This window comes from Paraburkholderia caffeinilytica, from assembly GCF_051027425.1.
GTDB classification, from domain to species: domain Bacteria; phylum Pseudomonadota; class Gammaproteobacteria; order Burkholderiales; family Burkholderiaceae; genus Paraburkholderia; species Paraburkholderia caffeinilytica_A.
Window position 1 is genome coordinate 1,361,124 of the sequence record NZ_CP186553.1, and the last position, 25,424, is coordinate 1,386,547.

Below are 25,424 nucleotides of genomic sequence, written 5' to 3' on the forward strand. Positions count from 1 at the left end.
AAACAGAAACACAGTTCCGTCTCGACGTCTAATATCCCGCGTCCGTCGCCGGTTTAAGGAACAACTCGTGCACGGGCGCGAAATGCGCGTACAACGGCAGAATAGCGCCGCCCATTGCCCGCGCATCGGCACCGATGGTGCCTTCCAGCAGTTGCGGACGCACCATGCCTTCCCATTCGAAGCGATCGAGCACGCGCTCGGTTCGGCGGATGATTTCGCGGACCAGTTGCCGGTCGAATTCGCCGTCGATCACCACCGCTTCCAGATCGAGCAAGGCCGCCGCATTGGTCAACGTATTGGCGATCGCAGGGCAAGCGGTGTCGAGCCATTGTTCGGTCTGCCGCCAGAGTTCGGGCGACAACGCGCGATGGTCATGCGCGGCGGCAGGCGGCGCGCCCGCATCGCTCAATAGCTGTTCCAGAACGAAGCCGGAAGCCGCGTGCAGCAGTTGCCGCGCCGGTTTGCTCGCGCTACCGTCTCGCAACGGAATTGAGCCGACCGCGCCCGCGTTGCCATGTGGTCCGCCATGCAGGCGGCCGTCGATCACCAGGCCGCCGCCGATAAACGTGCCGACGAACAGATACAGAAAATTGTGAATGCCGCGGCCCTGGCCCATCACGAGTTCGGCCGCGCAGGCCGCGGTGGTGTCTTTGGCGAACTCGACGGGCAAGCCCGTCATCGTCGCGATGCGGCTGCGCAAGTCGATCTCGTGCCACGCTTCCAGGGCTTCCGGCGGCGCGCCGAGAAAGTCACGCCAGCCGCCGAGCCACAACGGCGCCGCGACGCCTACGCCCACCACTTTGTTCGCCTTTGCGCCGAGCGTCTGATTCACGCGCGCCAGTTTGCTTTCGAGGGCAGGGAACAGTGTGCGCGGATCGGGATAGGCATACTCGAATACGTCGCGGCACACCACGTGGCCGGCGAAATCCATCGCCAGCACGTCGAGGCTGCGGCGTCCGACCTTGATGCCGATGGTGTACGCACCCTCCGCACGCAATGCGATCGGCACCGACGGTTGACCGATGCGGCCACGCACGCGCGCCTGCTTCTCGAGCAGGCCGTCGTCGATCAGACGGTCGACGATCATCGACACCGTCTGCATCGAAAGACGCGTGAGACGGCCGACGTCGGCTTTCGGCAGCGGTCCATGCAGGCGGATCGTCTGCAGGACGATTCGTTCGTTGAACTGCCGCATGCCGACCTGATTCGAGCCGACCGTGCGTTTGGCGGGGGAGCGGGTGCCGGTGGTGTCCATCGTCGCGTGCTCCTCAGCGGGATGCGTGCATCATGCAATCGCCTTGACGTCCGCTTCCTTCGCGCCCGTCATGATCGCCACGGCCTCCGACATGTGGATGTCTTTGGTGTTCACCACCGCGGCACGCCGGCCGAGCCGCTGGATATGAATGCGATCCGCGACTTCGAATACGTGCGGCATGTTGTGGCTGATCAGGATCACCGGCAGGCCGCGATCGCGCACGCGGCGGATCAGTTCGAGGACCATATTGCCTTCTTTCACGCCGAGCGCGGCGGTGGGTTCGTCGAGAATCACCACGTGCCGCGCGAACGCGGCGCTGCGCGCGACAGCCACACCTTGACGCTGGCCGCCTGAGAGCGTTTCGACCGCCTGACGCATCGAACGGATGCCGATCTGCAGATCCTTCATGTGCGCGGTCGCTTCCTCGAGCATGCGGCGCTTGTCGATCATCTTGAAGAGCGATCCGCGCCAGCCCGGCTTGACGAGCTCACGGGCGAGAAACAGGTTTTCGGCGATGCTCATGGCGGGCGCCACCGCGAGTTCCTGATACACGGTTTCGATACCCTGTGCGCGCGCATCCAGTGGGCTGCGGAATTTGACCGGCTTGCCGTCGAGCAGGATTTCGCCTTCGTCGGGTACGGTGGCGCCCGAAAGCGCCTTGATCAACGACGATTTGCCCGCGCCGTTGTCGCCGATCACAGCTAGAATCTCGCCGGGCAGCACTTCGAAATCGCAGCCGTCGAGTGCGGTCACGTTGCCGTAGCGTTTGACGAGCCCGCGCGCCTGCAGAACGGGCATCACGGCAGAGGTGGAAGTAGTTGTCGACATGACAGGTTCCTGTGTCGGCCCGAGTGGGCGCTTTAGCGCTTACTCAGGACCCATGCAAGATAATTGCGGTGAGTGCTCAACCGCGCCGATGGGAAAGCTTGTCCGCGGCCACCGCGAGAATCACGAGCATGCCGGTGATCAACACCTGGTAGACCGAAGAGACGCCGATCAGTGTCAAGCCATTGCGAAACACGCCGACAATCAGCGCGCCGAGCAGCGTGCCGGTAATCGAGCCGCGTCCGCCGAACAGGCTCGTGCCGCCCAGCACCACCGCGGTAATGCTGTCGAGATTCTCGGTTTGCCCTGCCTGCGGATCGCCCACACCGGTGCGCGACACCGACAGCAAGGCGGCGATGCCGTAGATCGCGCCGGCCAGCGAATACACGGTCAGCAGGATCTTCTGCGACGAGAGGCCCATCAGGCGAGCGGCTTCGGGATTATTGCCGAGCGCGTACAGATGCCGGCCGGGCACGGTGTCGCGCAGGACGAACCACGTCGCCGCATACATCAGCAGCGTGAGCACGGTGCCGTAGGTGACGTCGGCGGGGCCGAGTTTGAACGTGTTGCCGAGGAACATGATCGCGTCCGGCAGGTTCGAGACGCTCTCCGCGTTCGAATAGATCTGCGTGAGCGCGAACGCAATGTTCAGCGTACCTAACGTAACGATAAAGGCGGGCAACTTGATCCGCGTGATCAGCACGCCGTTGAGCGCACCGAACAGCGCGCTCGCGCCGATGCCGCACAGAATCGCGAGAACGGGCGGCACGCCGAGCGTGACCGCGAATTTGGTCATGATGATCGAGCCGAACGCCATCACCATCCCGCACGACAGATCGATCCCGCCTGTCAGCACGATCAGCGTCTGGCCGATGGCGATGACGGCGACGACCATCGTCTGTTGCAGGATCAGCGAGAGGTTCTGGAACGACAGGAACCGGTTGCTCTGCGAAATGAAGAAGCCGCAGGCTAGCAGCAGCGCGATCAGCGGTCCGATTTCAGCGAGCGACGGCAAGCGGTCGGCGAAGGTGCGCGGGTGGCCGGCGGGCGCGGCAGGTGTCGACATGATGGGTGTCCTCGATACATGAACTTGGCGTACGGGCCATGCGGTAAATATGGCGGCCGGCGATCCGGCGGCCGGCGATCCGATGGCGGCCATCCGGTGGTCCGGCAATCCGGCGATCAGAGTGGCCGGCGATCCATCGGCGGCCCGAAGCAGCGGGCCGCCGTTCGGTGCGTGTTACTTGTTGCCCCAGCAGTTGTCGAGGCCGAACTTCGTATCCTTGCTGTCGACGCCGGACATCGGTTTGTCGGTGATCAGCGTCACGCCCGTGTCCTGATAGCCGGAAACCTTCTTGCCGGTCTTCGCGTATTCGACGCCGGCCGTCACGCCGAGCGCGGCCATCTTCAACGGATACTGCTGCGAGGTCGCGGCAATCGCGCCGGCTTTCACATTGCGCACGCCTTCGCAGCCGCCGTCGATGGAAACGATCATCACGCTCTTATCCTTGCCCGCCGCTTTGAGCGCGCGATACGCACCCGCAGCGGCCGGTTCGTTGATCGTGTAGACCACGTTGATATCCGGCGACTTCTGCAGACAGTTTTCCATCGCCGTCTGGCCCTTCGCCTGATCGCCGCGGGTGTCCTGGCTGCAGACGATCGACGGATCGCCTTCCTTCACGCCGAACCCTTCCAGGAAGCCGTTATGACGCAATACGCCGACCGACACGCCAGGCGCGAGATCGAGCGTGGCGATCTTCGCGGGCTTGCCGTTCAGCGCGGTTTTCGCGTACTTGCCGATCAGCACGCCGGCCTTGAAGTTGTCGGTGGCGAAGAGGGCGTCGGTGGCATCTTGCGGATCGGTCGGTGTGTCGAGCGCGACCACCATCACACCGGCCGCGCGCGCTTTCTTGATGCTCGGCACGATCGCCTTGGTATCGCTCGGCGTGATCAGAATCGCTTTCGCGCCGGCCGTCATCATGTTTTCGATGGCGGTCACCTGGCTTGCGTTGTCGCCGTCGAACTTGCCGGCGGCGGTGAGCAGCTTGGCGCCGTCTTTCGAGGCGGCCGCTTCGGCGCCCTGTTTCATCTTCACGAAGAACGGGTTCGTGTCGGTCTTGGTGATGAGCCCGACGACAGGCTGATCGGCCGCCTGGCTCGCGCTCGCACACCACACGGCCGACGCCGCTACGCACATCGACACGATTTTCCTGGCAACAGGGTGCCTGCGGGAATTCAGATTCATGGGACGCTCCTCCAGTTATTGGTAACGACGTTGTGACAGCGGGCGGATGCACACGCGAACGCTGCGCGCTTGCACCCTGTTTGCAACCTGATTGGCGACCTGGCTTCGAACCCAACGCAATTCCAGGGCAATTCGAAGCGTGTCGCTTAAATCACTTGAGTTGATTTAGTACAGCAGGCGAGGGGACGCTCGTCAAGAAAACGATTGGGACAGGCGTTGCGCCGCCGAAACGGTCGGAGGGGCTGAAAGACTTACGGGGCGGGACTTGGCGGGCAAAATGCGAGGCGAGATTCAACCTGGGAACTTGGGGAAAGTCCTGGTTCGATTGAAGGTGAATTGAAATATTAAGGGGGCGTTCTCGAACGCATTGGCATGCGTCGTGAAGATTTCCAGTGACGGCTGAAAACCGCAATTCTCACAGCGATGACCGCAAACCGGATCAACGCCGTGAGAATCGCGGTGCGTGCGTTCGAGGGTGTTTACCCGCGCGGCGCGAGCGTTTGACGCTTCGTTTCGAGCTGAGTGACGACACGCTGCAAGGTCCGTTCCGCCGGTCCCGGTGTCTGCACGAATTTGCAGCCGATGACGAAGCGGCGGTCGCCCTTCGGCGTAGTCAATTGCCGTGGCGCGACGATTTCCAGATCGAGCCGAAGCGTGCCGAAGCCGCCGAGTTGCAGCGTCACGTCGCGCAATACGGTGCCGCTTTCAAGCGAGCCGAAGCGTTCGTCGGCGGTTTTCAGCGCCACGCCACCCAGTGAAAGGTCCTGCAATTCCAGCCGGAACGAACCGCCGTCCGCATACGGGCCGCTGGCGATATACGGCTCCAGCACGGGGGTTTGCACACGGAAGAATTCGCGACGTTGAACGTAGTACAGCAGCGCGGGGAAGGCTGCCTCGAAAGCCGGGCGCCCGTCGAACATGATCGGGTTGGCGTTGAGCGTCCAGAACTCCGTGCGGATGCCGCCCGGCAAACTGCGGAAGATCAGTTGGCGCGCAGCCGGTAAAGCGTAGTTGTCCGCCTCGACACTGCCGGCGTCGAAGATAAAGCGCGCGTTGCGCGAATCGACATCGAGCACTTGCGTCACGATCTGGCGGCCGTTGAATTCCACCGTCACGAAGTCCTGTCCGGCCATCAGCTTGCGCAGGCAAACTGCAATTTGCAAGGGATGGCGTTGAGCGAAGGTCGAGTCTGCGTTGGAGAACTGTTCGACGACATCGGCGTCCAGAAGATCGGCAATCATTTGAGTATCCATGCTTGTTATGGCCTTGGCCTGGCCAGTACGGGGAGCGCAAGCGGCATGCAGGTTCTGCCGGCGCTCGGCCTTTTCCTGCTTGATTGCAGGGACCGTGCCAACTGCATGGATGGACTGATCGAAGCGATGGTTGGGTCGCGGAACCGCTTGATACGGGCGTTTGCGGGCGACGGCCCGGAAGGTGGGGATGGTGGTAGGCAGGGTTTGCTACGTAACGTGCTCGATGCCGTTACGGCCACATGAGCACAGGCGCGACGACCCGGCGGACATACCGTCGGGCGACCTCGCCGCTACGCCCGGCGCGTCACCACAAGCGAAGCCTCGCGCCGGAGGGGGGACTCAGCCAGACCGATTTTCGCCCGCATCATTCACCGCATCTGACGTGCTGGTCCGGTCGATGCGCGCACAACCAGTTGCGGCGGCGAGGAAATCCGCATCGGCACGCTTGCGGCTGGTTGACGACCCGCTTGGCCATACGACGATTCGATCAACTCGCGCAACAGCGATACGGCGAGACCGGCGACTTCGACAGTCGGCACAGCGACCGTCGTCAACGCGGGCCGCGACTCGCGCGCCAGTTGAATATCGGTAATGCCGACTACGGACAGATCGCCCGGCACGTTCAAGCCGAGATCAGCGGCCGCGTGCATTGCGCCGAGCGCCGGCAGATCGTTGGACGCGAAGATCGCGGTGAGTGTGGGATCGGCTTCCAGCAGCGCGCGCGTTGCGGTGTAGCCGCCCTGTATCGTATCGGGCGCATGCTCGACCGGGCTTTGGGGCGCACCGGCCGCGCGCATTGCCTCGGCAAATCCCTGATAACGGGCCGCGTGAATGCCCGATGCCTTGCTGCCGACAATCGCGCCGATCCGCCGATGCCCAAGCGCCAGCAGATGCGTGCCGGCCAATTCGCCGGCCAGACGAAAATCGACCGCGACGCACGGCAGCCCCGGCGGCTCGTTAGGCCGCTCCCACATGCACAGCACCACGGGCGTGCCGCGCGATTCCGTCGTATGAAGGTCCGAAAAATCGAGGTTCGCATTCGTCACGAGCACGCCCTCGGAGAGCGTCCCCGCGATCTGGTCGAGATACGCCCGTCCGATCAGCGGATCTTCGTTCGTATTGCAGATGATCACGAAGTGGCCGCTGCTGCGCGCCGCGTGTTCGACCGCGAGCGCGAACTCCGGATAGAACGGATTGGCGATGCTCGACACCATCAACGCCAACGTCGGCGCGCGGCCCTCGGCGAGCGCGCGGGCGGCGAGGTGAGGGCGGTAGCCGAGCGCCTCGATGGCGTCCAGCACCCGCTGCCGGGTGGCCGCGCCGACCCGGCCACGATTGCGCAGTACGTTCGATACCGTAGCGGGGGTTACGCCGGCGTGACGCGCGACTTCACTGAGTGTGGACATGGCTTGCTAATATTTGGGATGGCTGTTCGATATTTGCATCGCGGCCAAAGGCGCGGCACCATTTGCCGCACAGACAAAACGATATCGGAGACAGGTAAGGCCTCACGATCGGATGCGATCGATTTTTTTAGGTCTTACTGATTAAGCGCTTAATCTCCGACGTCGAGCCGATTAAATCACGGAGTCGATGCGATGGCGAGTATTTCGTTGAAGGGCGTGCAGAAGGCGTATGGCGATGGCGCGCCGGTAATCCGCGACGTCGATCTGGAGATTGGGGAAAACGAGTTCTGCGTGTTTCTCGGCCCGTCCGGCTGCGGCAAATCCACCTTGCTGCGCATGATCGCTGGCCTCGAAGACGTGACCGACGGCGACCTGTCGATCGCCGGCCACCTCGTCAACGACGTTCCGGCGGCGCAGCGCGGTGTGGCGATGGTGTTCCAGAGCTACGCGCTGTTTCCGCATATGACCGTGTTCGAGAACATGGCCTTCGGCCTGAAGCTGGCCAAAACTCCGAAAGACGAAATCGACCGCAAGGTGCGCGAAGCCGCGCGCATCCTGCAACTGGAGGCGCTGCTCGAGCGCCGGCCCAAGGCACTGTCCGGCGGCCAGCGTCAGCGCGTGGCGATTGGCCGGGCCATCGTGCGCGAACCGGGCGTGTTTCTGTTCGACGAACCCCTCTCCAATCTCGACGCGACGCTGCGCGGCCAGACCCGCGTCGAAATCGCGCGGCTGCATAAGCAGTTCGCCAAAGCCAGTGTCGTGTATGTCACCCACGACCAGATCGAAGCCATGACGCTTGCCGACAAGATCGTGCTGCTGCACGCCGGCAAGGACACCGAGCGCTACGGCAGCATCGCGCAGATCGGTGCGCCGCTCGAGTTGTATCACCGCCCGAAGAGCCGCTTCGTCGCCGGTTTCATCGGCTCGCCGCGCATGAACTTCTTGCCGGGCAGGGTGGTGTCGGTCGATCCGCAAGGCGTGGTTGTCACGCTCGATCACACGGGTGAAAACGTGCGCGTGCCGGTCAGCGGCGATGGGCTCCAGATGTCGCAAGCCGTCACGCTAGGCGTGCGGCCTGAGCATCTGGAATTTATCGACGCGGCAGCGTCCGGCAACACGCAGGATGCCGTTCTGACCCGCACCGTCTCGCTCGTCGAACAGCTTGGCGAGCACAGCTATGTCCACCTCGATCATCCCGGCGTTGCCGCGTTGATTGCCAAGGCGCCGGGCGACACACGCCTCGCGCCGGGTGACCGCGCGAGCCTGCGCGTTCCGAGCCGCGCCTGCCATTTGTTTACCGAAGACGGCTTTGCCGCCGCTTCGCTCGAATCCGTCGAACACTACGCATAAAGGACATTCGGATGCGCCTTGGAGTCTGTTATTACCCGGAACACTGGCCGGAGTCGATGTGGGAAGACGACGCTCGCCGGATGAAAGCACTTGGCATCGAGCAGGTGCGGATCGCCGAATTTGCGTGGAGCCGGATGGAGCCCACGCCGGGCGAATACGATTGGGGCTGGCTGGATCGCGCGGTGGACGTGCTCGGCGCGGCCGGCTTGCAGGTCGTCATGTGCACGCCGACGGCGACGCCGCCCAAGTGGCTGATCGACCGTCATCCGGACATTCTGCCGGTCGGTGCCGATGGCCGCCCGCGCGCTTTCGGCTCACGCCGTCACTATGATTTCTCGTCGCCTTCGTATTTCGCCGCATCGCAGCGGATCTGTACGGCGGTCGCCGAGCGTTACGGCAAGCATCCGGCTGTCGCGTACTGGCAGACCGATAACGAATTCGGCTGCCATCACACGGTTGTCAGTTATTCGCAGGCGGCAGTGGAGCGTTTTCGCGAGTGGCTCAAGGCGCGCTATCAAACCGTCGATGCGTTGAACCGTGCGTGGGGCACGGTGTTCTGGAGCATGGAATACCGCAGCTTCGACGAGATCGACGCGCCGGTGGCGACCGTTACCGAAGCGCATCCGTCGCACCGGCTCGATTACCGGCGCTTCGCCTCCGACGAAGTGGCGCGCTACAACCGCATGCAGGTCGAGATCATCCGCGCGCATTCGCCGGGACGGCCGGTCGCGCATAACTTCATGCAGCTCTTTACCGAGTTCGATCACTACAAGGTGGCGGCCGATCTCGATGTCGCGGCATGGGACAGCTATCCTCTCGGCGGACTCGAAGAGCAGTGGTTTGCGCCGGATGTGAAGGCGCGCTGGTTGCGCAGCGGGCATCCCGACTTTGCGTCGTTCAGTCATGACGTGTATCGCGGCATGTCGAAGCTGCCGTTCTGGGTGATGGAGCAGCAGCCGGGGCCGGTGAACTGGGCGCAATGGAATCCTGCGCCGCTGCCTGGCATGGTCCGGCTGTGGAGCTGGGAGGCGTTCGCGCACGGCGCGGGTTGCGTGTCGTATTTCCGCTGGCGTCAGGCGCCGTTTGCACAGGAACAGATGCATGCGGGCTTGAACACGCCTGACAACCGGCTCGACGTGGGCGGCAACGAAGCCGCGCAGGTCGCCGACGAGATTCGCACGGTGCTCGCCGTGAACGCCGACGCGAATGCCGCGATTCGTTCGAAGGTCGCGCTCGTCTACGACTACGAAGCGAAGTGGCTCTTCGAGATTCATCCGCAAGGCGCAGACTTTCACTATCCGCGTTTCGCATTCGAGTATTACTCGGCGCTGCGCTCGCTTGGGCTCGACGTCGATATCGTGCCGGTCGATGCGCCGCTCGACGGCTATCGTCTGATCGTTGTGCCGCCGTTGCCGGTTGTGCCTGCCGATTTCGCCGCGCGGCTTGCCAGCTCGGGCGCGCAAGTTGTGCTCGGTCCGCGCACCGGTTCGAAAACGCCGGATTTGCAGATTCCGGCGAACCTGCCGCCGGGCGCGCTTGCCTCGGTGATACCGCTGCGTGTGTGGCGTGTCGAATCGATGCGGCCGAATGTGACCGAAGCGGTGCGGCTCGTGGACAGCAACGAAGCGTCCGGGGAAGATGGCATCGCACGCCACTGGCGCGATTTCATCGATGTTGGCAGCCCTGCAACGAACGCGCTCGACGTGCGTGCCTATTTCGCCGACGGTCATCCCGCCTACGTAAAAAGCGGCGCGTTTCATTACCTCGCGAGCCTGTTCGACGACGCACTCACGGTGCGCCTGTTTGCGCAGATCGCCGGGGAAGCGGGCATCGACACGCTGCCGGTTAGCGACAGCGTTCGGGTCAGCCGTCGTGGCGCGCTCACCTACGTGTTGAACTACGGCGACCAGAACCACACGCTTGCCGATGTCGCCGACGACGCTTTCGTGATCGGTTCACGCACCGTGGAGCCGCAGGGTGTGGCCGTTTATCGATCGGGCAGATGATCTGAAGCGCTGAACGAAGGATTCCATGCAGTAACAACAACGACGCAAAATCAAGGCATAAAGGAGACGGCAATATGGCACTGAAACCTCGCAAGATTCTGCTGGCACTCGCGCTCGCCGCGGCGGCTGCGGGCACATCCGTTGTCAGTACGGCGCAGGCCGGTACGCTCGCGGTCAACATCGCGTTCAAGGGCGCAAGTCAACGCGCTGTCTGGCAGTCGATCATCGACGATTTCAAGAAAACGCATCCCGGTACCGACGTGAAAGTGTCGTTCATCGATGAGGAAGCGTACAAGGTGCAGTTGCCGGGCTGGCTCTCCACCGTCGCGCCCGATATCGTCAACTGGCACGACGGCGAGCGCATGGCGTATTACGCGCAGCGCGGCCTGTTCGATGATCTGAGCGGCGACTGGGCGAAGAACGGCTGGAACGACATGTATGCGTCGACGAAGGAAGCGTCGTCGTATAAGGGCAAGCAGTACGCCGCCCCGACCGTGTATTACTCGTGGGGCATGTTCTATCGCAAGGATCTGTTCCAGAAGGTCGGCATTACCGGTGAACCGAAAACGTGGGACCAGTTTCTCGACGATTGCAAGAAGCTGAAAGCTGCCGGCATTACGCCGATTGCGGTGGCGGGCCGTGATTCGTGGACGCTGGCCGGCTGGTTCGATTATCTCGACCTGCGCCTGAACGGCAATGCGTTCCATCAGAAACTGATGGCGGGCGACATCGCTTACACCGATCCGCGCGTGAAGAAGGTCTACACGACGTGGAAACAACTGATCGACGCTGGCTATTTCATCGACAACTCGCTCTCCTACGATCTGGACTCGGTGCAGCCGTTCCTGTTCCAGGGCAAGGCCGCGATGATGCTGATGGGCACTTTCATCTCCGCCGGTTTTCCGCCGAACGTGAAGCCGGAAATGGGCTACTTCCAGTTCCCGATCATCGACGCGAACGTGCCGACGGCTGAAGACGGTCCGGTCGAATCGCTGCATATTCCGTCCAAAGCGAAGAACAAGGCGGACGCGCATGCGTTCCTCGCGTTCGTCGAGACGCCGGAAAATGGCGCGAAGCTGGCGGTCGGGCTCGGCTCGCTGTCGGCGAACAGCAAGTCGCCTGAGCCTGACGATTCGATCTCGAAGATCGGCTTCCAGATTCTCTCGAACACGAAGGGCGGCATTGCGCAGTTCTACGATCGGGATATGACGAAGGAAATGGCCGACGAAGGGATGAAGGGGATGCAGCAGTTCGTCTCCGATCCTTCGAAGCTTGACGACGTGCTCGCGCAGCTCGAGCAGACGCGCAAGCGGATCTACAAGAAGTGAAGCAATGAGCGGCGGCGGCCCGTTGACGGGCCGCCCGCTTAAGCGTCAACTCGCTACGTTCGATCTGGAGAATGATCGTGTCGCACTCCGTCACCCGTCACACTGTTGGCGGTCCTGCCGAACCAGGCGGTTCTGGCTTTCCTGCATCGGGCATGCCGGCTCCGGGCGGTGCATTGCGCGGCGGGCCACATGTGGCCCGCCGGCGCCGTCCATCGCCAACCGCGCGCCGGCAGCGGCGAGCCGCCTTTCTGTTTCTCGCGCCGGCCTGCGTGATGGTGGCGATTTACGTCGTGTGGCCGATCATCTCGACCATCCACCTGAGTTTCTTCAACTGGGATGGGATGACCGATCCGTCGTTCGTCGGTCTCGCAAATTACGTTGAGTTGTTCCATACGCAGACGTTCTACACGGCGCTGAAGAACAACCTCATCTGGCTGCTGCTGTTTCTGCTTGCCCCGCCGATGGGGCTCGCCGTCGCGCTCTATCTGAATCAGGCGGTGGCCGGGATTCGCATCGTCAAATCGCTGTTTTTCGCGCCGTTCGTTTTATCGGGCGTGGTGGTCGGTTTGATCTTCTCGTGGTTCTACGACCCGACTTTCGGCCTGCTCGCGGTGATTCTCGGGCATGGCGTGCCGGTGCTCGGCGATCCCCGTTACGCGACGTTTGGGATCGTGTTTGCGGCACTGTGGCCGCAAACGGCCTATTGCATGATTCTCTACCTGACCGGCCTGACGTCGCTGAACGCCGAGCAGATCGAAGCGGCGCGCATGGAAGGCGCGCGCGGCTGGTCGATGTTGTGGCACGTGATCCTGCCGCAATTGCGGCCGACCACCTTCATGGCGATCGTCGTCACGGTGATCGGCGCGCTGCGTAGCTTCGATCTGATTTCGGTGATGACCGGCGGCGGACCGTTCGAAAGTTCGACCGTGCTCGCGTATTACATGTACGACCAGGCGATCAAGTATTACCGCGTGGGCTATTCCGCTGCGGTGGCGGTCGTGCTGTTCGGGATCATGCTCGTGTACATCATTTATCACTTGCGCCGCATGCTGCGCAACGAGCAATAAGGAGCCGGTCATGTTTCCCATTCCGATCGACAAATGGAAGCCGGTAACGCGCCGTGCGTACAAACTGACGTTGCCATTCGCGCTGCTGATCTGGCTGCTGCCCATGATCGCGGTTCTCGTGACCTCGGTGCGCTCAACGGAAGAACTCAGCGAGGGCAACTATTGGGGCTGGCCGAAGCATTTCGCGATGTTCGATAACTATCGCGAGGCGCTGACGACTTCGCCGATGTTGCACTACTTCTGGAACAGCGTACTGATTACGGTGCCGGCTGTGGTCGGCTCGATTGCGCTGGCGGCGATGGCGGGATTCGCGCTGGCTATCTATCGGTTTCGCGGCAATTCGACGTTGTTTGCGACGTTTGTCGCGGGCAACTTTGTGCCGGTGCAGGTGTTGATGATTCCGGTGCGGGATCTGTCGTTGCAGCTTGGCTTGTTCAATACGGTAAGCGCGCTGATTCTGTTCCACGTGTCGTTTCAGACCGGATTTTGCGCGCTGTTTCTGCGGAATTTCATCAAGCAACTGCCATTTGAGTTGGTCGAGGCGGCGCGGATCGAAGGCGCCAACGAGTGGACCGTGTTCTTCAAAATCGTATTGCCGCTGATCCGTCCCGCGCTTGCGGCGCTTGCGATTCTCGTGTTCACGTTCGTGTGGAATGATTATTTCTGGGCGCTGTGTCTGACGCAAGGCGACGATGCCGCGCCGATTACCGTAGGCGTCGCGGCGTTGAAGGGGCAGTGGACCACAGCGTGGAATCTTGTGTCCGCAGGGTCGATCCTTGCCGCGTTGCCTTCAGTCGCAATGTTCTTTGCGATGCAGAAGCACTTCGTGGCCGGCTTGACGTTTGGAGCGACGAAGGGGTGAAGCGAGCGGTATGAAAACCCCTTCGTTCGGCCTATGGTCGCGGATATCCAGATACGGACCAGAGGCTCGAATGATGATCATTAGTTCACGTTGAAATGCACTCGGACATCCTGTCGGCTTTCGACCGGATGTCCGGCCTGCATCGCCGGAAAGAACCGCCATTTACGCAGCGTTTCAAGGAGGATCTGGTTGAGCCGCGGGTTGGATGTCGGCTTGATGAGATCGACCTCGACTGAGCCGTCGACATGAATGGCGAAGCGGGCCGTCGCGACGGTTTGATACGCCTGCTCGCGCAAATCGTCGGGGAGTTCCGGCAACGGTTGGGAGATCGCGTGCGCTGCGGCATCGCCGGACGAGCTGGTATTTGCGCTCTCTGCCGAAGGTGCCGTGGCGCGCGCAAGCGGCTCGGCTGACGGTTTTGCTTCTTCCGTTGTGGGCGCCGATTGGGCCGGTGCAACGCTTTGCGCCGATTGCACATCGGGCTTCGAAAGCACCGGTGGCGTTGCGTGTGCTTGCGTCGAGGCGTGGGGGCGCGGATCGGCAGGTTGCTTTGGCTTTGCCGGAGTGATCGGCGCGTGCGTAGCCACAGCCGCGGAAGGAGCCGCAACCGGCGCTTTCGGAGGATCGAGTTCCACCAACTGCATTTCAAGTGGCTTGGCAGGCGCATGGGTAGACGCCGATACGCCCAACCAACGCCCCAGCTGAAACAGGAACACGATCCATACGATCAACGCGACCAGCATTGCCAGCGCGATCCGTATTTGCGGAAATTGATCCACAGCGGCCGCGAAGCGCATCCGGCTATTCACGATGCACTGCGATCAGAAATCGCTCCGCGCCGGCGCGGCGTGCGGCCAGCATTGCCTGAACGACTACGCCGTGACCCGCTGCGTCGTCAGCGGCGATCACGACATTGCCGTCCGGTTGCAACAGACGCTTTACGGTCGGTTCGATCTGATCGGGACGAACGGCCTGACGATTCACGAATACCGCATTGCGGCTGTCCACCGAGATTGTCAGTGGCTCGTGGGCCGTCATCTGCTGCGCGCTGCCGGCCGGGAGCTTGATCTTGAGCGCGTCGAGCCGCTGCATCGCGAGCGATGCGAGCATGAAGGTCGCCAGCAGAAAGAACATCACATCGATCATCGGAATGATTTCGATGCGACCGCGCTTCGCCGCGCGTGAGCGCCTGAACTTCACGGCTGCGCTCCCGCGGGCGGCGCGGCAAGGCGGATTTCGCTGAGCCGTGCATTCGCGAACGACTCGAGTTCGTCCATGAGACGTTCAAGCCGGCGGGAGAAATAGTTGAACGCAAAGAGCGCGAACAACGCAACCACCAGGCCAATCGCGGTCGCCACCAGCGACTGCGCCACGCCGCCGGTCACGCCTCCCGGATCGACGAGACCATCGCCACCGAACAACTGGAACGAATGCATCATGCCGACGATGGTGCCCAGCAGACCCAGCAGCGGCGCCGCCGTCACGATGGTTTCCAGCACCCAGAAACCTTTGCTCATATCACGTTCGATTTGCGAGGCAACCGATTGCGCTTTGGCCTCGCGTAGCCACAGCGGTACAGAAGGATCGGGCGCCCACGGCGCGCTCATACGGCGGAATGCGTTCTGACTGGCGGCATCCTTTAATCTGCCGGCCCAATCAAGGGCCGAGCCGGGCTCAGCGATTTCGTCCGTACCACGCAGTGCGCCCGGCAAGCGGCCAAAGCGCAGAAACACATAGAGGCGGTCGAGGGCGATCGCGACCGCCAGAATGGCCAGTATCGTCAGCGGATAGATGACCCATCCGCCTACGCGTACCGCCGCTAGAACGCTTGCCCAATCTTGCATGACTTACCTCTTCGTAGCCTGACGGAATTAGAAATGCTTGGTGATGCCGGCATAGACGGCGAAATGTGGGCCATATTGCGGTGCGCCGACGCCGATACCCGATCCGTCGCGCAGCTCGTAGACGCGATTGAATGCGTTGATGACGAGCAGGCGTGCATCGAACTTTCCGATGAGCGGCTGGTTGAAATGCTGGATCACGCCGAGATTGACTTGTGCGTAGAGCGGCAGCCGGTCGGTGTTCGCAAAGCCGCTGCGCAAACCGCTGCCCACCAGTCCGTCGAACGTGAAGGTCGTTCTGCCGAGATCGTAGGTTCCGCCGAATGACGCGGTGATGCGCTGGTCGTGATCCAGGTAGACCCAGTGACTGTTGATATAGGCGAGTTCCGCCGGGTCGAAATTGAACTGCGCCGAATCGATCTGCGTTCCCTGCGCGCGGCTCCACGCGAGATTCGCATAGGCCGACACGTTGTCCTGTTTGTAGTTGGCCGTGAATTCGACTCCATACACACGTCCCTCGCGGTAGTTGAACGGCGTGAAGATGAGCGCGGAGCCGAACTGTCCTTCATCGAGCAGGTTCGTGGATTTCTTGTAGTAGGCGTCGAGTCCGACCGTCACGTTCGACCCGAGACGCTGGGTCACGCCGAGATCGAAATAATGGCTGCGCTCCGGTTGCACCGGATCGTTCTGGTTCGACGGACTCTGGTTGGTCGTGCCATTGAAGCGGCTGATGGTCGAGCCGGACACCAGTTCGAACGCAGGCGGCGTGAAATAGCGCGAGTAGCCGGCGTGGAAGGTCGTGCTCGGCGTCAACGTATAGACGAGGCCAATGCGCGGGCTAAGCTGGCTTGCGCTGATGTACTCGTCCATCTTGTCGTAACGAAGACCATAGTTCAGCGTGAGCTTGTCCGTGATTTTCCATTCGTCCTGCACGTAGGCGCTGTACAGGTAGCCGGTCTTGCTGCTGGAGTCCTGAATATTGAAGGGCTGATCGGATAGCTGATTGCCGTTGCTGTCCGTCGCGAATACGTTGACGTTGTCGTCGAACACTGCGTGTTCCTGCTGGACGAAGAGGCCCGCCCGAATCGTATGCTTGTCGTTCAGCCGCCAGGTCGTGTCGACTTGTGCGCCATTCGCCGAGTTGCTGTGAAAATCCTGCGACGCCACGCCGTTAAAGAGCAGATCGCCGACCGGATCGGGGTTGAATTGCGTTCGCGTGTAGCGCGTAAAGAGCGCGACCTGATAGTCCAGTGCACCGCCATTGGTGCCCTGAAGCGCCACCACGGCAAAGTTGTTCAACTCCGATTGCGTTTCGTTCAACTGGCTCGAATTGAACGTGTTGTTGCCGTTGAGCGTGAAGTTGGTCGACAAACCCGGCGTATTGGGAATCTCGAACTGGTTGCTCGTCGTGCCGAACATCACGCTCACGCGCGTGAGCGGGTTGATGATGTACGACATGTAGCCGAACGCATCGCCCTGACGGGTGTGGTCGTGAATCGCGTTGGCACTGGCGGTGGGATTCTCGATCCCGAGGTTGTTCATGCCGAGCGAACCGCTGAAGTAATAGCTGAACGGCCCCTGCGTACCGAATACGTCCGCGCTGGTCTTGATGGTCTGATGGCTGCCGCCGAATACATCGATAGACCCGCCGTTGCCCGCGTCACCCGTCTTCGTGCGGATGTCCACCACGCCTGCTGTGCGATAGCCGTACTGCGCCGGCAACGCGCCGGTGAGCAGATTCACCTGGTCGATGATGCGCGTATCGAGTGCCTGGCCGAACCCGCTGATCGGCTCGGGAATGATGATGCCGTTGATGCGGTATTGCAGGTTCGCGTGGTCGCCGCGCACGTGCAACTGGCCGTATGAGTCGCTTGCCACGCCGGGCGCCTGGAGCAGCACCTGATTCAGCGGCGTATCTTGCCCCGCGGGCAGCGCATTGATATCGGCCTGGCTGAAGCGGTACACGCTGCTGCCGGTTTCCGGCAGCAGTCCGTTGCGGGCTCGATCGAGGCGTTTGGCATTCACCTGAACGTCGAGTGTGTCGCTTTGAGCGAGTTTGACGCTCACCGCGCTTTCTGCTCCTGCAGTCGTAGTCGCCATGCTGCTGCCGCTCGCGAATCCTGGTGCGGTGACGACAATTGCGTAGGTGCCCGGCGTCACGTGAGCGATCGCGAAATGGCCGTCTGCGTCCGTCTTCGCTTCATTGACCGCGGCGCCGCTCGCGTTCTGAACGCTGACGGTGGCGTTTTGAACGGGCTTGCCCGCTGTGTCGGTGACGGCGCCCGTTACCGAGCCTTCGTCGGGCGCGGCATGAGCATGGGCAGCGATGGCGAATAGCAGCAGGGCTGCATGAGAGACGCGCGTGCGGTTTTTCATCTTGGTTTATTTGAGGTTGACCACGGGTGGATGCTTTCCGTCTTGCTGACGTTTTCTTGAGTGCGATCGGGACGACAGGGCGTGCGTTTCCCGATCCCGATCAAGCGGGATCCTTGCGGTCATTCTGACGGAAGGAATGTTATATCATTACATCGAAAAACAAAAATGACAACCATAGATGGAGGGCGTTGCGACAGATTGGAGCCGTGGTCGCGATCCCGCTCATCGAGTCCGGCGACCATGCCCCGGATGAGACCTCAGTCCTTTCCAATCCTGACCAGACAGACAGCTTTGGCATGGTTCGTGCGTTGAACCGTGGCCTCCGTGCATGACGGTGTCGAAAGCTGACCTACCGGTCAACATTGGGGCGGAGGCGCACACAAAGCATGCAACGCGTACGATTTCTGGGCGCTTCTGACGGGGGGCTGGAGATACGTGCACGGCAGTGGCTTATCGCGATAGTAATAATAGGTAAGGGCCAATCCAATGATTACAATTAGTTATACGAACGAAACGAGTGGAAAGAATCCGGTAGCTTTGATGAAGCGCTATGGCGCGCTTGCTACCCCGATCGCGACGGCGATGGCGATGGCGGTCAATCTGCTGCTCGCGCAAACGGTCTGGGCAGGCGAGTCCGACGATCCGACTCTCGCGGAAAGCGGCGCCGTCGTGACCAATGCATCACCGCAAGCAGCAACTGCCTCTCCCTATCTGTCGACATGGTTTCACCAGAGCCTGGGTGTCATTGGCTCGAAAGACATCCGGTTCGGACCGTACGAGACGAATGACGTTTACCTGGAGTACGAATACTTCGGCCGAAAAGGCCCGTTTGATCTGTATGGCTATATCGATGCCCCGCGCGCCTTTGGCGTGGGCAACGGACACGACACCGGCATAACGAATAAGGGGTCGCCGGTGTTCAGCGAACAGGAACCGCGAGTTTCGATCGACGATCTTGTCGGCAAGCATCTCGGCTTCGGCCCCTTCAAGCAGTGGTATGCCGCATTCGACTGGATCTACGACGAGGGGCACAGCGTGTCGGGACGGCAGAATACGCTCTATGCCGGCTTCGGCACGGATATCGACACGCACACGCCGTTGATCCTGTCCGCCAATCTTTATGTGCGCCGGCAGTGGGAGAACTATGGCGCGGCCAATCAGAATTCGTGGGATGGATATCGTGCCCAGATGAAGTACATCTATCCCCTCGGCACGTTCCATGGCGGCAACCTGACCTACGTCGGGTTTTTCAACTACGACTTCGGCTCGAAGCTGCGTGAAGAGAGCGGCGACAACACACGTACCGATACGGCCTTCGTCGCGACCAACGTCTTGATCTATTCGTTTACGCATTGGCGTTTCTGGACCGCCGCTCGCTATTTCCATAACGGCGGCCAGTGGAACGGAACGGAGCTGAACTTCGGCGAGGGTCCATTCCAGAATCGCTCGACTGGCTGGGGCTATTACGCCAGCGTGGGCTACCAGTTCTGATGCAACGACACAAACCAGACAGCACAAACGATTCGGAAACTGATCTCATGATAAAGAAAAAATTTGCACAGATGCTTGCCGGACTGGGCCTTGCGGTTTCGCTGGTGACCGGCGCTCAAGCTGCGGGTGACACCGCGCAACACCCACGATCTGTGAAGGTCCTCATCATCAGCATGTTCGGGCCGGAAGGCAAAGTGTGGCTGGACCACCTGGGCCCGATGGAACATATCAAGGTACCGGGCCTGTCGGCGGATTACCCCGACGTCCAGTGCAATCGTGACAGCGTGTGTGTCCTGACGACCGGCATGGGCCACACGAACGCAGCCGCCTCGATGTCCGCGCTGGTGTATTCGAGAAAATTCGATTTACGCAAGACGTACTTCCTGGTCTCGGGTATCGCCGGTATCGATCCGGCGCAGGGCACGCTCGGCTCGGCCGCCTGGGCACGTTATCTGGTGGATTTCGGCATCCAGTGGGAACTGGATGCACGTGAGATTCCGGCTGGATGGAAGTCCGGCTATCTCGGCATCAATACGAAGAGCGAAAACGAAAAACCGCCGCTGGATTACCGCACCGAAGTGTTTCAACTGAATGAGGCTCTGCTGCAAAAAGCCTACGGCCTTTCGCGCGACGTGACGCTGACCGACAGTCCGGAGGCCGTCGCCTATCGCGCGAAGTATCAGAGTGTACCGGCCAATCAGCGTCCGACCGTCATCCAGTGCGACACCCTGGCGGGCGATACGTGGTTTTCGGGCAATGCCCTGGGGCAGCGCGCCCGCGACTGGACCAGGCTCCTGACCGACGGCAAGGGCGTGTACTGCACGACGCAGCAGGAAGACAACGCGACCTTCGAGGTCATCAAGCGCGCGGAGGCGGCGGGCCTCGCCGATACGCAGCGCGTAGCGGTGTTGCGCGCCGGTTCGGACTTCGATCGTCCGCCACAAGGCGTCTCGAACGTCGACAACCTGCTCGATTACCAGAAGCAGGGTGGTTTTGTCCCGGCGCTGAACAACCTGTATCTGACCGGCTCGCCGCTCGTGAACGCGATCGTCAGGAACTGGAAGCACTGGAAAGACGGCGTTCCGGCTGATTGAACGCTTCGTTCCGATCCGGTGACCGGTTGAAACATACCGGCTTCCTGTCGTGTGAACCGCCCCATCCGGGGCGCTCTCTTTTTCCTACCCTTCGAGGGGAACTACGTGGATATCGTGCGCAGCCTCTGTGGCATGTCGGTACTGTTGTTGATCGCCTATTTCCTGTCGAACAATCGCGGCGCGGTACGGCTGCGGACCCTGATCGCCGCGCTCGCGACCCAACTGGTGATTGGCGCACTCGTGCTATTCGTGCCGCTCGGACGCAACGCGCTCGCGGCAATCGCCGCGGGTGTCAACCGGGTGCTCGAAATGGGCAACCATGGGGTGTCGTTTCTCTTCGGCGGCCTGGTCGACAGCAAGATGTTCGAGCTCTTCGGTGCGGGTGGCTTCGTGTTCGGCCTGCGTGTGCTGCCCATGATCATCTTCGTGACCGCGCTGATCGCGGTGCTTTACTACGTCGGGATCATGAAGTGGATCGTCACCATTGTCGGCATGGCGCTGGAAAAACTGCTGGGCGTGACCCGCATCGAAGCCTGCTCCGCAGTGGCAACCATCTTCCTCGGCCAAAGCGAGATGCCCGCGCTCGTGAAGCCGTTCGTCAGGCAGATGACCAGTGCGGAGATCTTTGCCGTGATGTCGAGCGGGATGGCTTCAGTCGCGGGGTCCGTTCTCGCTGCCTATGCGGGTCTCGGGGTGAAGATGGAGTACCTGCTGGCCGCGTCGTTCATGGCGGTGCCCGGCGGCCTGTTGTTCGGCAAGTTGCTGTTTCCCACGGTCGAACCGGGTCAGGCGATGGTCGAATCGCTCGATTTCGATGAAAAGGGCTCGGCCAACGTTATCGAAGCAGCAGCCTCCGGCGCAGCCATTGGACTGAAGATCGCCATCAACGTGGGGGCGATGCTGATCGCTTTCATCGGTCTCATCGCACTCGCCAATACGGCCGTGAGCGGCATCGCGGCACTCTTTGGCTTCGCGCATGTGACGCTTCAGGGGCTGCTCGGCGCGTTCTTCGCGCCGCTTGCCTGGTTGATCGGGGTGCCGTGGCACGATGCGTCGCTTGCCGGCAACTTCATCGGCGAGAAGCTGATCCTCAACGAATTCGTCGCCTATGGCGACCTGTCGCCGTATCTGAAGGACAGTGCACAAGTGGCCGCAGCGGGACTGCAGGTTCTCGATCCCAAAACGATTGCGATCGTCTCGTTCGCGCTGTGCGGCTTCGCGAATTTTTCGTCGATCGCGATTCTGGCCGGCGGATTCAGCGCTGTGGCGCCCGAGCGCCGCTCAGAGGTGGCGCGCCATGGTCTGCGCGCGCTGACGGCCAGCACGCTGTCGAACCTGATGAGCGCGGCGATTGCCGGCCTTTTCTTTTCGCTGCATTAATCGGGCGGCTGGGCGGAATCCGCAGCGTTTCGCTTGCGGCGCGTCCAGTCTGTTCGATAACCTGCTTGCGACGCCTGGCCATGATGGCGGTGCGGTGAAGTCCAACTTGGATTGAGGAGGATGCCATGTTCATGCCACAGGAATTCATTCGCAAGAAACGCGACCGGCAGCCGCTCGATCGGGACGACATTGCAGCGTTCGTTCGCGGCGTGGTGGATGGCAGCGTCACAGAAGGGCAGGTGTCCGCATTCGCGATGGCGGTGTATTTCAACGACCTGAGCGTCGACGAACGCGTCGCCCTTACGCTTGCGCAACGCGATTCCGGGCAGGTGCTCGACTGGCGCGCGTTGCATCTCGACGGGCCGGTGGTCGACAAACATTCGACCGGCGGCGTCGGCGATCTGACCTCGTTGCTGCTCGGTCCGATGATTGCCGCATGCGGGGCTTACGTGCCGATGATTTCGGGCCGCGGGCTCGGACACACAGGCGGGACGCTCGACAAGCTGAATGCGATCCCGGGCTACAACGTGACGCCCGACACGGACGAATTCCAGCGCGTGGTACGCGATGTCGGCGTGGCGATCATCGGCCAGACTGCGCAACTCGCGCCTGCGGACAAGCGCATCTATGCGATACGCGACATCACCGCGACGGTCGAATCCGTCGCGATGATTACGGCGTCGATTTTGTCGAAGAAGCTTGCGGCCGGGCTTGAAGGTCTGGTGATGGACGTCAAGGTGGGCTCGGGCGCGTTCATGCCGACGCCCGAAAAATCGCTCGAACTGGCGAGAAGCATCGTCGACGTCGGCACCGGCGCCGGCATGAAGACCACGGCGCTGCTGACCGACATGAACCAGTCGCTTGCGCCGTGCGCGGGCAACGCGCTGGAAATTGCGTGCGTGATCGATTATCTGACGGGCAAGTCGCGTCCGCATCGTTTGCACGAGGTCACGATGGCGCTCGCTGCGCAGATGCTGGTCATCGGCGGCATCGCTACCGATGACGCGCAGGCGCGAGTCAAGCTGCAGGCAGTGCTCGACTCCGGTGCCGCGGCGGAACGGTTCGCCAGAATGGTGGCGGCACTCGGCGGACCGGTCGACCTGATCGACGCGCCCGCGCGTTACCTGAGCGAAGCCCAGGTGAGGATTCCGGTCGTGGCGCCGGTGGCGGGGTGGGTGGAGAGGATCGACTGCCGCGCGCTCGGCGTCGCGGTCGTGGGACTTGGCGGGGGCAGGGTGCGGGCGGAAGACTCGATCGACTATGCGGTCGGCCTGTCGGCGCTTGTGCCGCTGGGACAACATGTGGACGCCGGGCAGCCACTCGGTTTCGTGCACGGGCGAAGCGTCGGGGAAGCGGCGCGTGCGGCGGCCATGGTGCAGCGCGCATACACGCTTTCGGCGGCAGGCGGAGCGGTGCCGCCGACCCTCTATCGAATCGTTGAATAGACGCGATCAGGGGGCAGGCGTCATGCGTGCTGTAGTTCTGGTTCCCGATTTAGTCCGATGTCCGGCGGCGTTACCGGAACATCGCGAGCGCCGAGGCCCTGGCTTAACGGAAAATCTCGGCGATGAGATTGGCCACTGTCCGGATGCGCTCGCTATCGCGCAGAGCGGGATGCAGCACCATCCACACGTCCTGGTCGAGCGCCTTGATGTGCTTCTCGATGCAGACGAGATCGCTCGTCGTGTCGCCCGCGAGCTGGGCGAGTACACCGAGCCCGGAGCCGCCCAGCACGCCGTCGAACACGCCCATGCCATAGCTGCTGCGAAGCGAAGGCGCAGGGGCGCCGGGCAGGGTTTTCAGCCATTGCGTGGCCGGATGATCGGGCTGCCGGTCGTCATAACCGACAAACGACAGCTTGTCCCATTCCTTCCTCGTGATCGCCGCCTTGTGGCGCAGATAATAGTCGCGCGAACCGAAGAGCCCGAAGCGGATCCTGCCGATTCGCCGGACATACAGATCGCCCTCGTCCGGGCATTCCGACCATAGCGCGATGTCCGCTTCGCGGCGGGCAAGACTGTACGGCCGTCGTGAAGTCAGGACTTCGATGGCGAGGCCGGGCAGCCGCTCCTGGAACGAGCCGAGCAACTTGAGCAGGATGTAAGACGGCCATTCCACCGCGTTGATCCGCACCGTGCCGTGAGCGCTTGCGCCGCCGGTCACGTCCGCGGCGCGCTCGATCTGGTGGGCGAGATCCTCCATCTGCTCGGCGCAGGCCAGCACGCGCGCGCCGAATGCGGTCACCGTGCAGCCCGACGGCACCCGGTCGATGAGCGGCTCGCCCAGCCGCCGTTCAAGCTCGCTCAGGCGGCGCGACAAGGTCGGTGGGCTCAGATCGCATGCCGTGGCGGCGGCCCGCATGGTCCCGCCTCGTGCGATTGCCACCAGAATCCGCAGGTCGTTCCAGTCTACGTGTTCCATTTTTGAAACGCCCAGTTTTAAAATTAGACATAGCATAACGTGGAACGCGAGGATAGCATTGGACCTGGCCATACTCGTCCCATCATCTGGCAGGGAAACCCGAGGGTTTTCACGGCCGGCAGCGGCAGGTTTGGCGTCCCAACCCATCACGCGACTCAACGGCTATCAGTACAACGGTAGACCGGACGAGCGATACGGAGACATCCATGATTCGTTATTTCCAACCGGCGCGGCGTCGCGTCATCGTAGCCAGCGCAGCCTTCCTCGCAGCGTCGATCCTGCCGATGCCCGCAGCGTTCGCTCAGGCCGCGCACAAGCCGAAAGTCGCTCTGGTGATGAAGTCGCTGGCGAACGAGTTTTTCCTGACCATGGAAACCGGTGCGAAAAACTATCAGAAGCAGAACCCCACGAAGTTCGATCTCGTCACGAACGGCATCAAGGACGAAACCGATACGGCTAACCAGATTCGCATCGTCGAGCAGATGATCGTATCGAAGGTCGACGCACTCGTGATCGCTCCGGCCGATTCCAAGGCGCTGGTGCCGGTTCTGAAGAAAGCGGTCGACGCCGGCATTATCGTGGTCAACATCGACAACCAGCTCGACCCGGGCGTGCTCAAGTCGAAAGACCTGAACATCCCGTTCGTCGGCCCGGATAACGCGAAGGGCGCGCAAAAGGTAGGCGACTACCTGGCCAAAAAGCTGAAGTCGGGCGACAACGTCGCCATTATTGAAGGCGTCTCGACCACCACCAACGCGCAGCAACGCACGGCCGGCTTCAAGCAGGCCATGGCCACGGGCGGCATGAAGGTCGTCTCGCTGCAATCGGGTGAGTGGGAAATCGACAAGGGCAACGCGGTCGCGAGCCAGATTCTCAATGCCAATCCGGACGTCAAGGCGCTGCTGTGCGGCAATGACAACATGGCAATCGGCGCGGTCTCGGCCGTGCGCGCGGCAGGCAAGGCCGGCAAGGTGCAGGTGGTGGGCTATGACGACATCGACGCAATCAAGCCGATGCTCGCCGACGGCCGCGTTCTCGCCACAGCCAATCAGTACGCCGCCAAACAGGCCGTGTTCGGTATCGATACCGCTTTGAAGGCGCTCGCCGAACACAAGAAGCAGTCGGAATTGTCGGGCGTCGTCGAAACGCCTGTCGATCTGGTCACCAAGTAAGACTGGCAGCACACGTGGCCCGTGCTGGTTGCGGGCCACGCTGCCTGATCTT

The 25,424-nt window shown here is 61.9% G+C and carries 21 protein-coding genes; 10 read left to right on the forward strand and 11 right to left on the reverse strand.

Annotated elements, in window-relative coordinates:
* Positions 1-28 precede the first annotated feature (28 nt).
* The 6 genes from ACOSV0_RS26590 to ACOSV0_RS26615 form a co-directional block, all read right to left on the reverse strand.
* On the reverse strand, positions 29-1,255 hold the full coding sequence (locus tag ACOSV0_RS26590) for an ROK family transcriptional regulator (RefSeq protein WP_434115140.1): 1,227 nt from the start codon (positions 1,253-1,255) through the stop codon (positions 29-31).
* A 30-nt stretch (positions 1,256-1,285) separates the two neighbouring features.
* Positions 1,286-2,083: an ATP-binding cassette domain-containing protein gene (locus tag ACOSV0_RS26595; RefSeq protein WP_434115142.1), complete on the reverse strand. Its 798-nt coding sequence runs from the start codon at positions 2,081-2,083 to the stop codon at positions 1,286-1,288.
* A 76-nt stretch (positions 2,084-2,159) separates the two neighbouring features.
* Entirely contained in the window at positions 2,160-3,146 is a 987-nt protein-coding gene (locus ACOSV0_RS26600) for an ABC transporter permease (RefSeq protein ID WP_434115144.1), read from the reverse strand.
* Positions 3,147-3,320: 174 nt separating this feature from the next.
* Complete coding sequence (locus ACOSV0_RS26605; RefSeq protein WP_434115147.1) at positions 3,321-4,325, reverse strand: sugar ABC transporter substrate-binding protein; 1,005 nt, start codon at positions 4,323-4,325, stop codon at positions 3,321-3,323.
* Positions 4,326-4,804: 479 nt separating this feature from the next.
* Positions 4,805-5,566: a flagellar brake protein gene (locus ACOSV0_RS26610; protein WP_434115149.1), complete on the reverse strand. Its 762-nt coding sequence runs from the start codon at positions 5,564-5,566 to the stop codon at positions 4,805-4,807.
* A gap of 380 nt (positions 5,567-5,946) precedes the next feature.
* Complete coding sequence (locus ACOSV0_RS26615; RefSeq protein ID WP_434115151.1) at positions 5,947-6,984, reverse strand: LacI family DNA-binding transcriptional regulator; 1,038 nt, start codon at positions 6,982-6,984, stop codon at positions 5,947-5,949.
* A gap of 192 nt (positions 6,985-7,176) precedes the next feature.
* On the opposite strand from ACOSV0_RS26615, the gene ACOSV0_RS26620 reads away from it, so the two are divergent.
* The 5 genes from ACOSV0_RS26620 (at position 7,177) to ACOSV0_RS26640 (ending at position 13,597) form a co-directional block, all read left to right on the forward strand.
* Positions 7,177-8,334, forward strand: a complete 1,158-nt coding sequence (locus ACOSV0_RS26620) for an ABC transporter ATP-binding protein (RefSeq protein WP_434115153.1) — start codon at positions 7,177-7,179, stop codon at positions 8,332-8,334.
* A gap of 11 nt (positions 8,335-8,345) precedes the next feature.
* Entirely contained in the window at positions 8,346-10,340 is a 1,995-nt protein-coding gene (locus ACOSV0_RS26625; protein ID WP_434115154.1) for a beta-galactosidase, read from the forward strand.
* Between the two features lie 74 nt (positions 10,341-10,414).
* Complete coding sequence (locus ACOSV0_RS26630) at positions 10,415-11,668, forward strand: ABC transporter substrate-binding protein (RefSeq protein ID WP_434115156.1); 1,254 nt, start codon at positions 10,415-10,417, stop codon at positions 11,666-11,668.
* A gap of 71 nt (positions 11,669-11,739) precedes the next feature.
* The gene (locus ACOSV0_RS26635) at positions 11,740-12,735 is read left to right on the forward strand and encodes a carbohydrate ABC transporter permease (protein WP_434115158.1); all 996 of its coding nucleotides are present in this window, start codon (positions 11,740-11,742) and stop codon (positions 12,733-12,735) included.
* A 10-nt stretch (positions 12,736-12,745) separates the two neighbouring features.
* Positions 12,746-13,597 carry a carbohydrate ABC transporter permease gene (locus ACOSV0_RS26640; RefSeq protein ID WP_434115160.1) on the forward strand — a complete coding sequence of 284 codons (852 nt, stop codon included), beginning with the start codon at positions 12,746-12,748 and terminating at the stop codon, positions 13,595-13,597.
* Positions 13,598-13,677: 80 nt separating this feature from the next.
* On the opposite strand, the gene ACOSV0_RS26645 is transcribed toward ACOSV0_RS26640, so the two are convergent.
* From ACOSV0_RS26645 to ACOSV0_RS26660, 4 genes are read right to left on the reverse strand one after another with little or no spacing between them, the layout of a single operon-like run.
* Positions 13,678-14,340, reverse strand: coding sequence for an energy transducer TonB (locus ACOSV0_RS26645; RefSeq protein WP_434115162.1), 663 nt, complete (start codon positions 14,338-14,340; stop codon positions 13,678-13,680).
* Between the two features lie 58 nt (positions 14,341-14,398).
* Positions 14,399-14,797 carry an ExbD/TolR family protein gene (locus ACOSV0_RS26650; protein WP_434115164.1) on the reverse strand — a complete coding sequence of 133 codons (399 nt, stop codon included), beginning with the start codon at positions 14,795-14,797 and terminating at the stop codon, positions 14,399-14,401.
* Positions 14,794-15,441, reverse strand: coding sequence for a MotA/TolQ/ExbB proton channel family protein (locus ACOSV0_RS26655; protein ID WP_434115166.1), 648 nt, complete (start codon positions 15,439-15,441; stop codon positions 14,794-14,796). The genes ACOSV0_RS26650 and ACOSV0_RS26655 overlap by 4 nt, the downstream gene beginning before the upstream one ends.
* 27 nt (positions 15,442-15,468) lie before the next feature.
* Positions 15,469-17,814: a TonB-dependent receptor gene (locus ACOSV0_RS26660; protein WP_434115168.1), complete on the reverse strand. Its 2,346-nt coding sequence runs from the start codon at positions 17,812-17,814 to the stop codon at positions 15,469-15,471.
* Between the two features lie 486 nt (positions 17,815-18,300).
* On the opposite strand from ACOSV0_RS26660, the gene ACOSV0_RS26665 reads away from it, so the two are divergent.
* The 4 genes from ACOSV0_RS26665 to deoA all read left to right on the forward strand — a co-directional run bounded on the left by ACOSV0_RS26665 (position 18,301) and on the right by deoA (position 23,224).
* Complete coding sequence (locus ACOSV0_RS26665; protein WP_434115170.1) at positions 18,301-19,305, forward strand: nucleoside-specific channel-forming protein Tsx; 1,005 nt, start codon at positions 18,301-18,303, stop codon at positions 19,303-19,305.
* A 47-nt stretch (positions 19,306-19,352) separates the two neighbouring features.
* Positions 19,353-20,399, forward strand: a complete 1,047-nt coding sequence (locus ACOSV0_RS26670) for a purine-nucleoside phosphorylase (RefSeq protein ID WP_434115171.1) — start codon at positions 19,353-19,355, stop codon at positions 20,397-20,399.
* A 105-nt stretch (positions 20,400-20,504) separates the two neighbouring features.
* Entirely contained in the window at positions 20,505-21,779 is a 1,275-nt protein-coding gene (locus ACOSV0_RS26675; RefSeq protein ID WP_434115173.1) for a NupC/NupG family nucleoside CNT transporter, read from the forward strand.
* 125 nt (positions 21,780-21,904) lie between these two features.
* Entirely contained in the window at positions 21,905-23,224 is a 1,320-nt protein-coding gene (gene deoA, locus ACOSV0_RS26680; protein ID WP_434115174.1) for a thymidine phosphorylase, read from the forward strand.
* Positions 23,225-23,327: 103 nt separating this feature from the next.
* Here deoA and ACOSV0_RS26685 read toward each other — a convergent pair whose 3' ends face one another.
* Positions 23,328-24,200, reverse strand: a complete 873-nt coding sequence (locus tag ACOSV0_RS26685; protein ID WP_434115176.1) for a LysR family transcriptional regulator — start codon at positions 24,198-24,200, stop codon at positions 23,328-23,330.
* A gap of 206 nt (positions 24,201-24,406) precedes the next feature.
* Between ACOSV0_RS26685 and ACOSV0_RS26690 the strand changes: the two genes are divergently transcribed.
* Positions 24,407-25,372, forward strand: coding sequence for a sugar ABC transporter substrate-binding protein (locus ACOSV0_RS26690; RefSeq protein WP_434115178.1), 966 nt, complete (start codon positions 24,407-24,409; stop codon positions 25,370-25,372).
* Positions 25,373-25,424 lie beyond the last annotated feature (52 nt).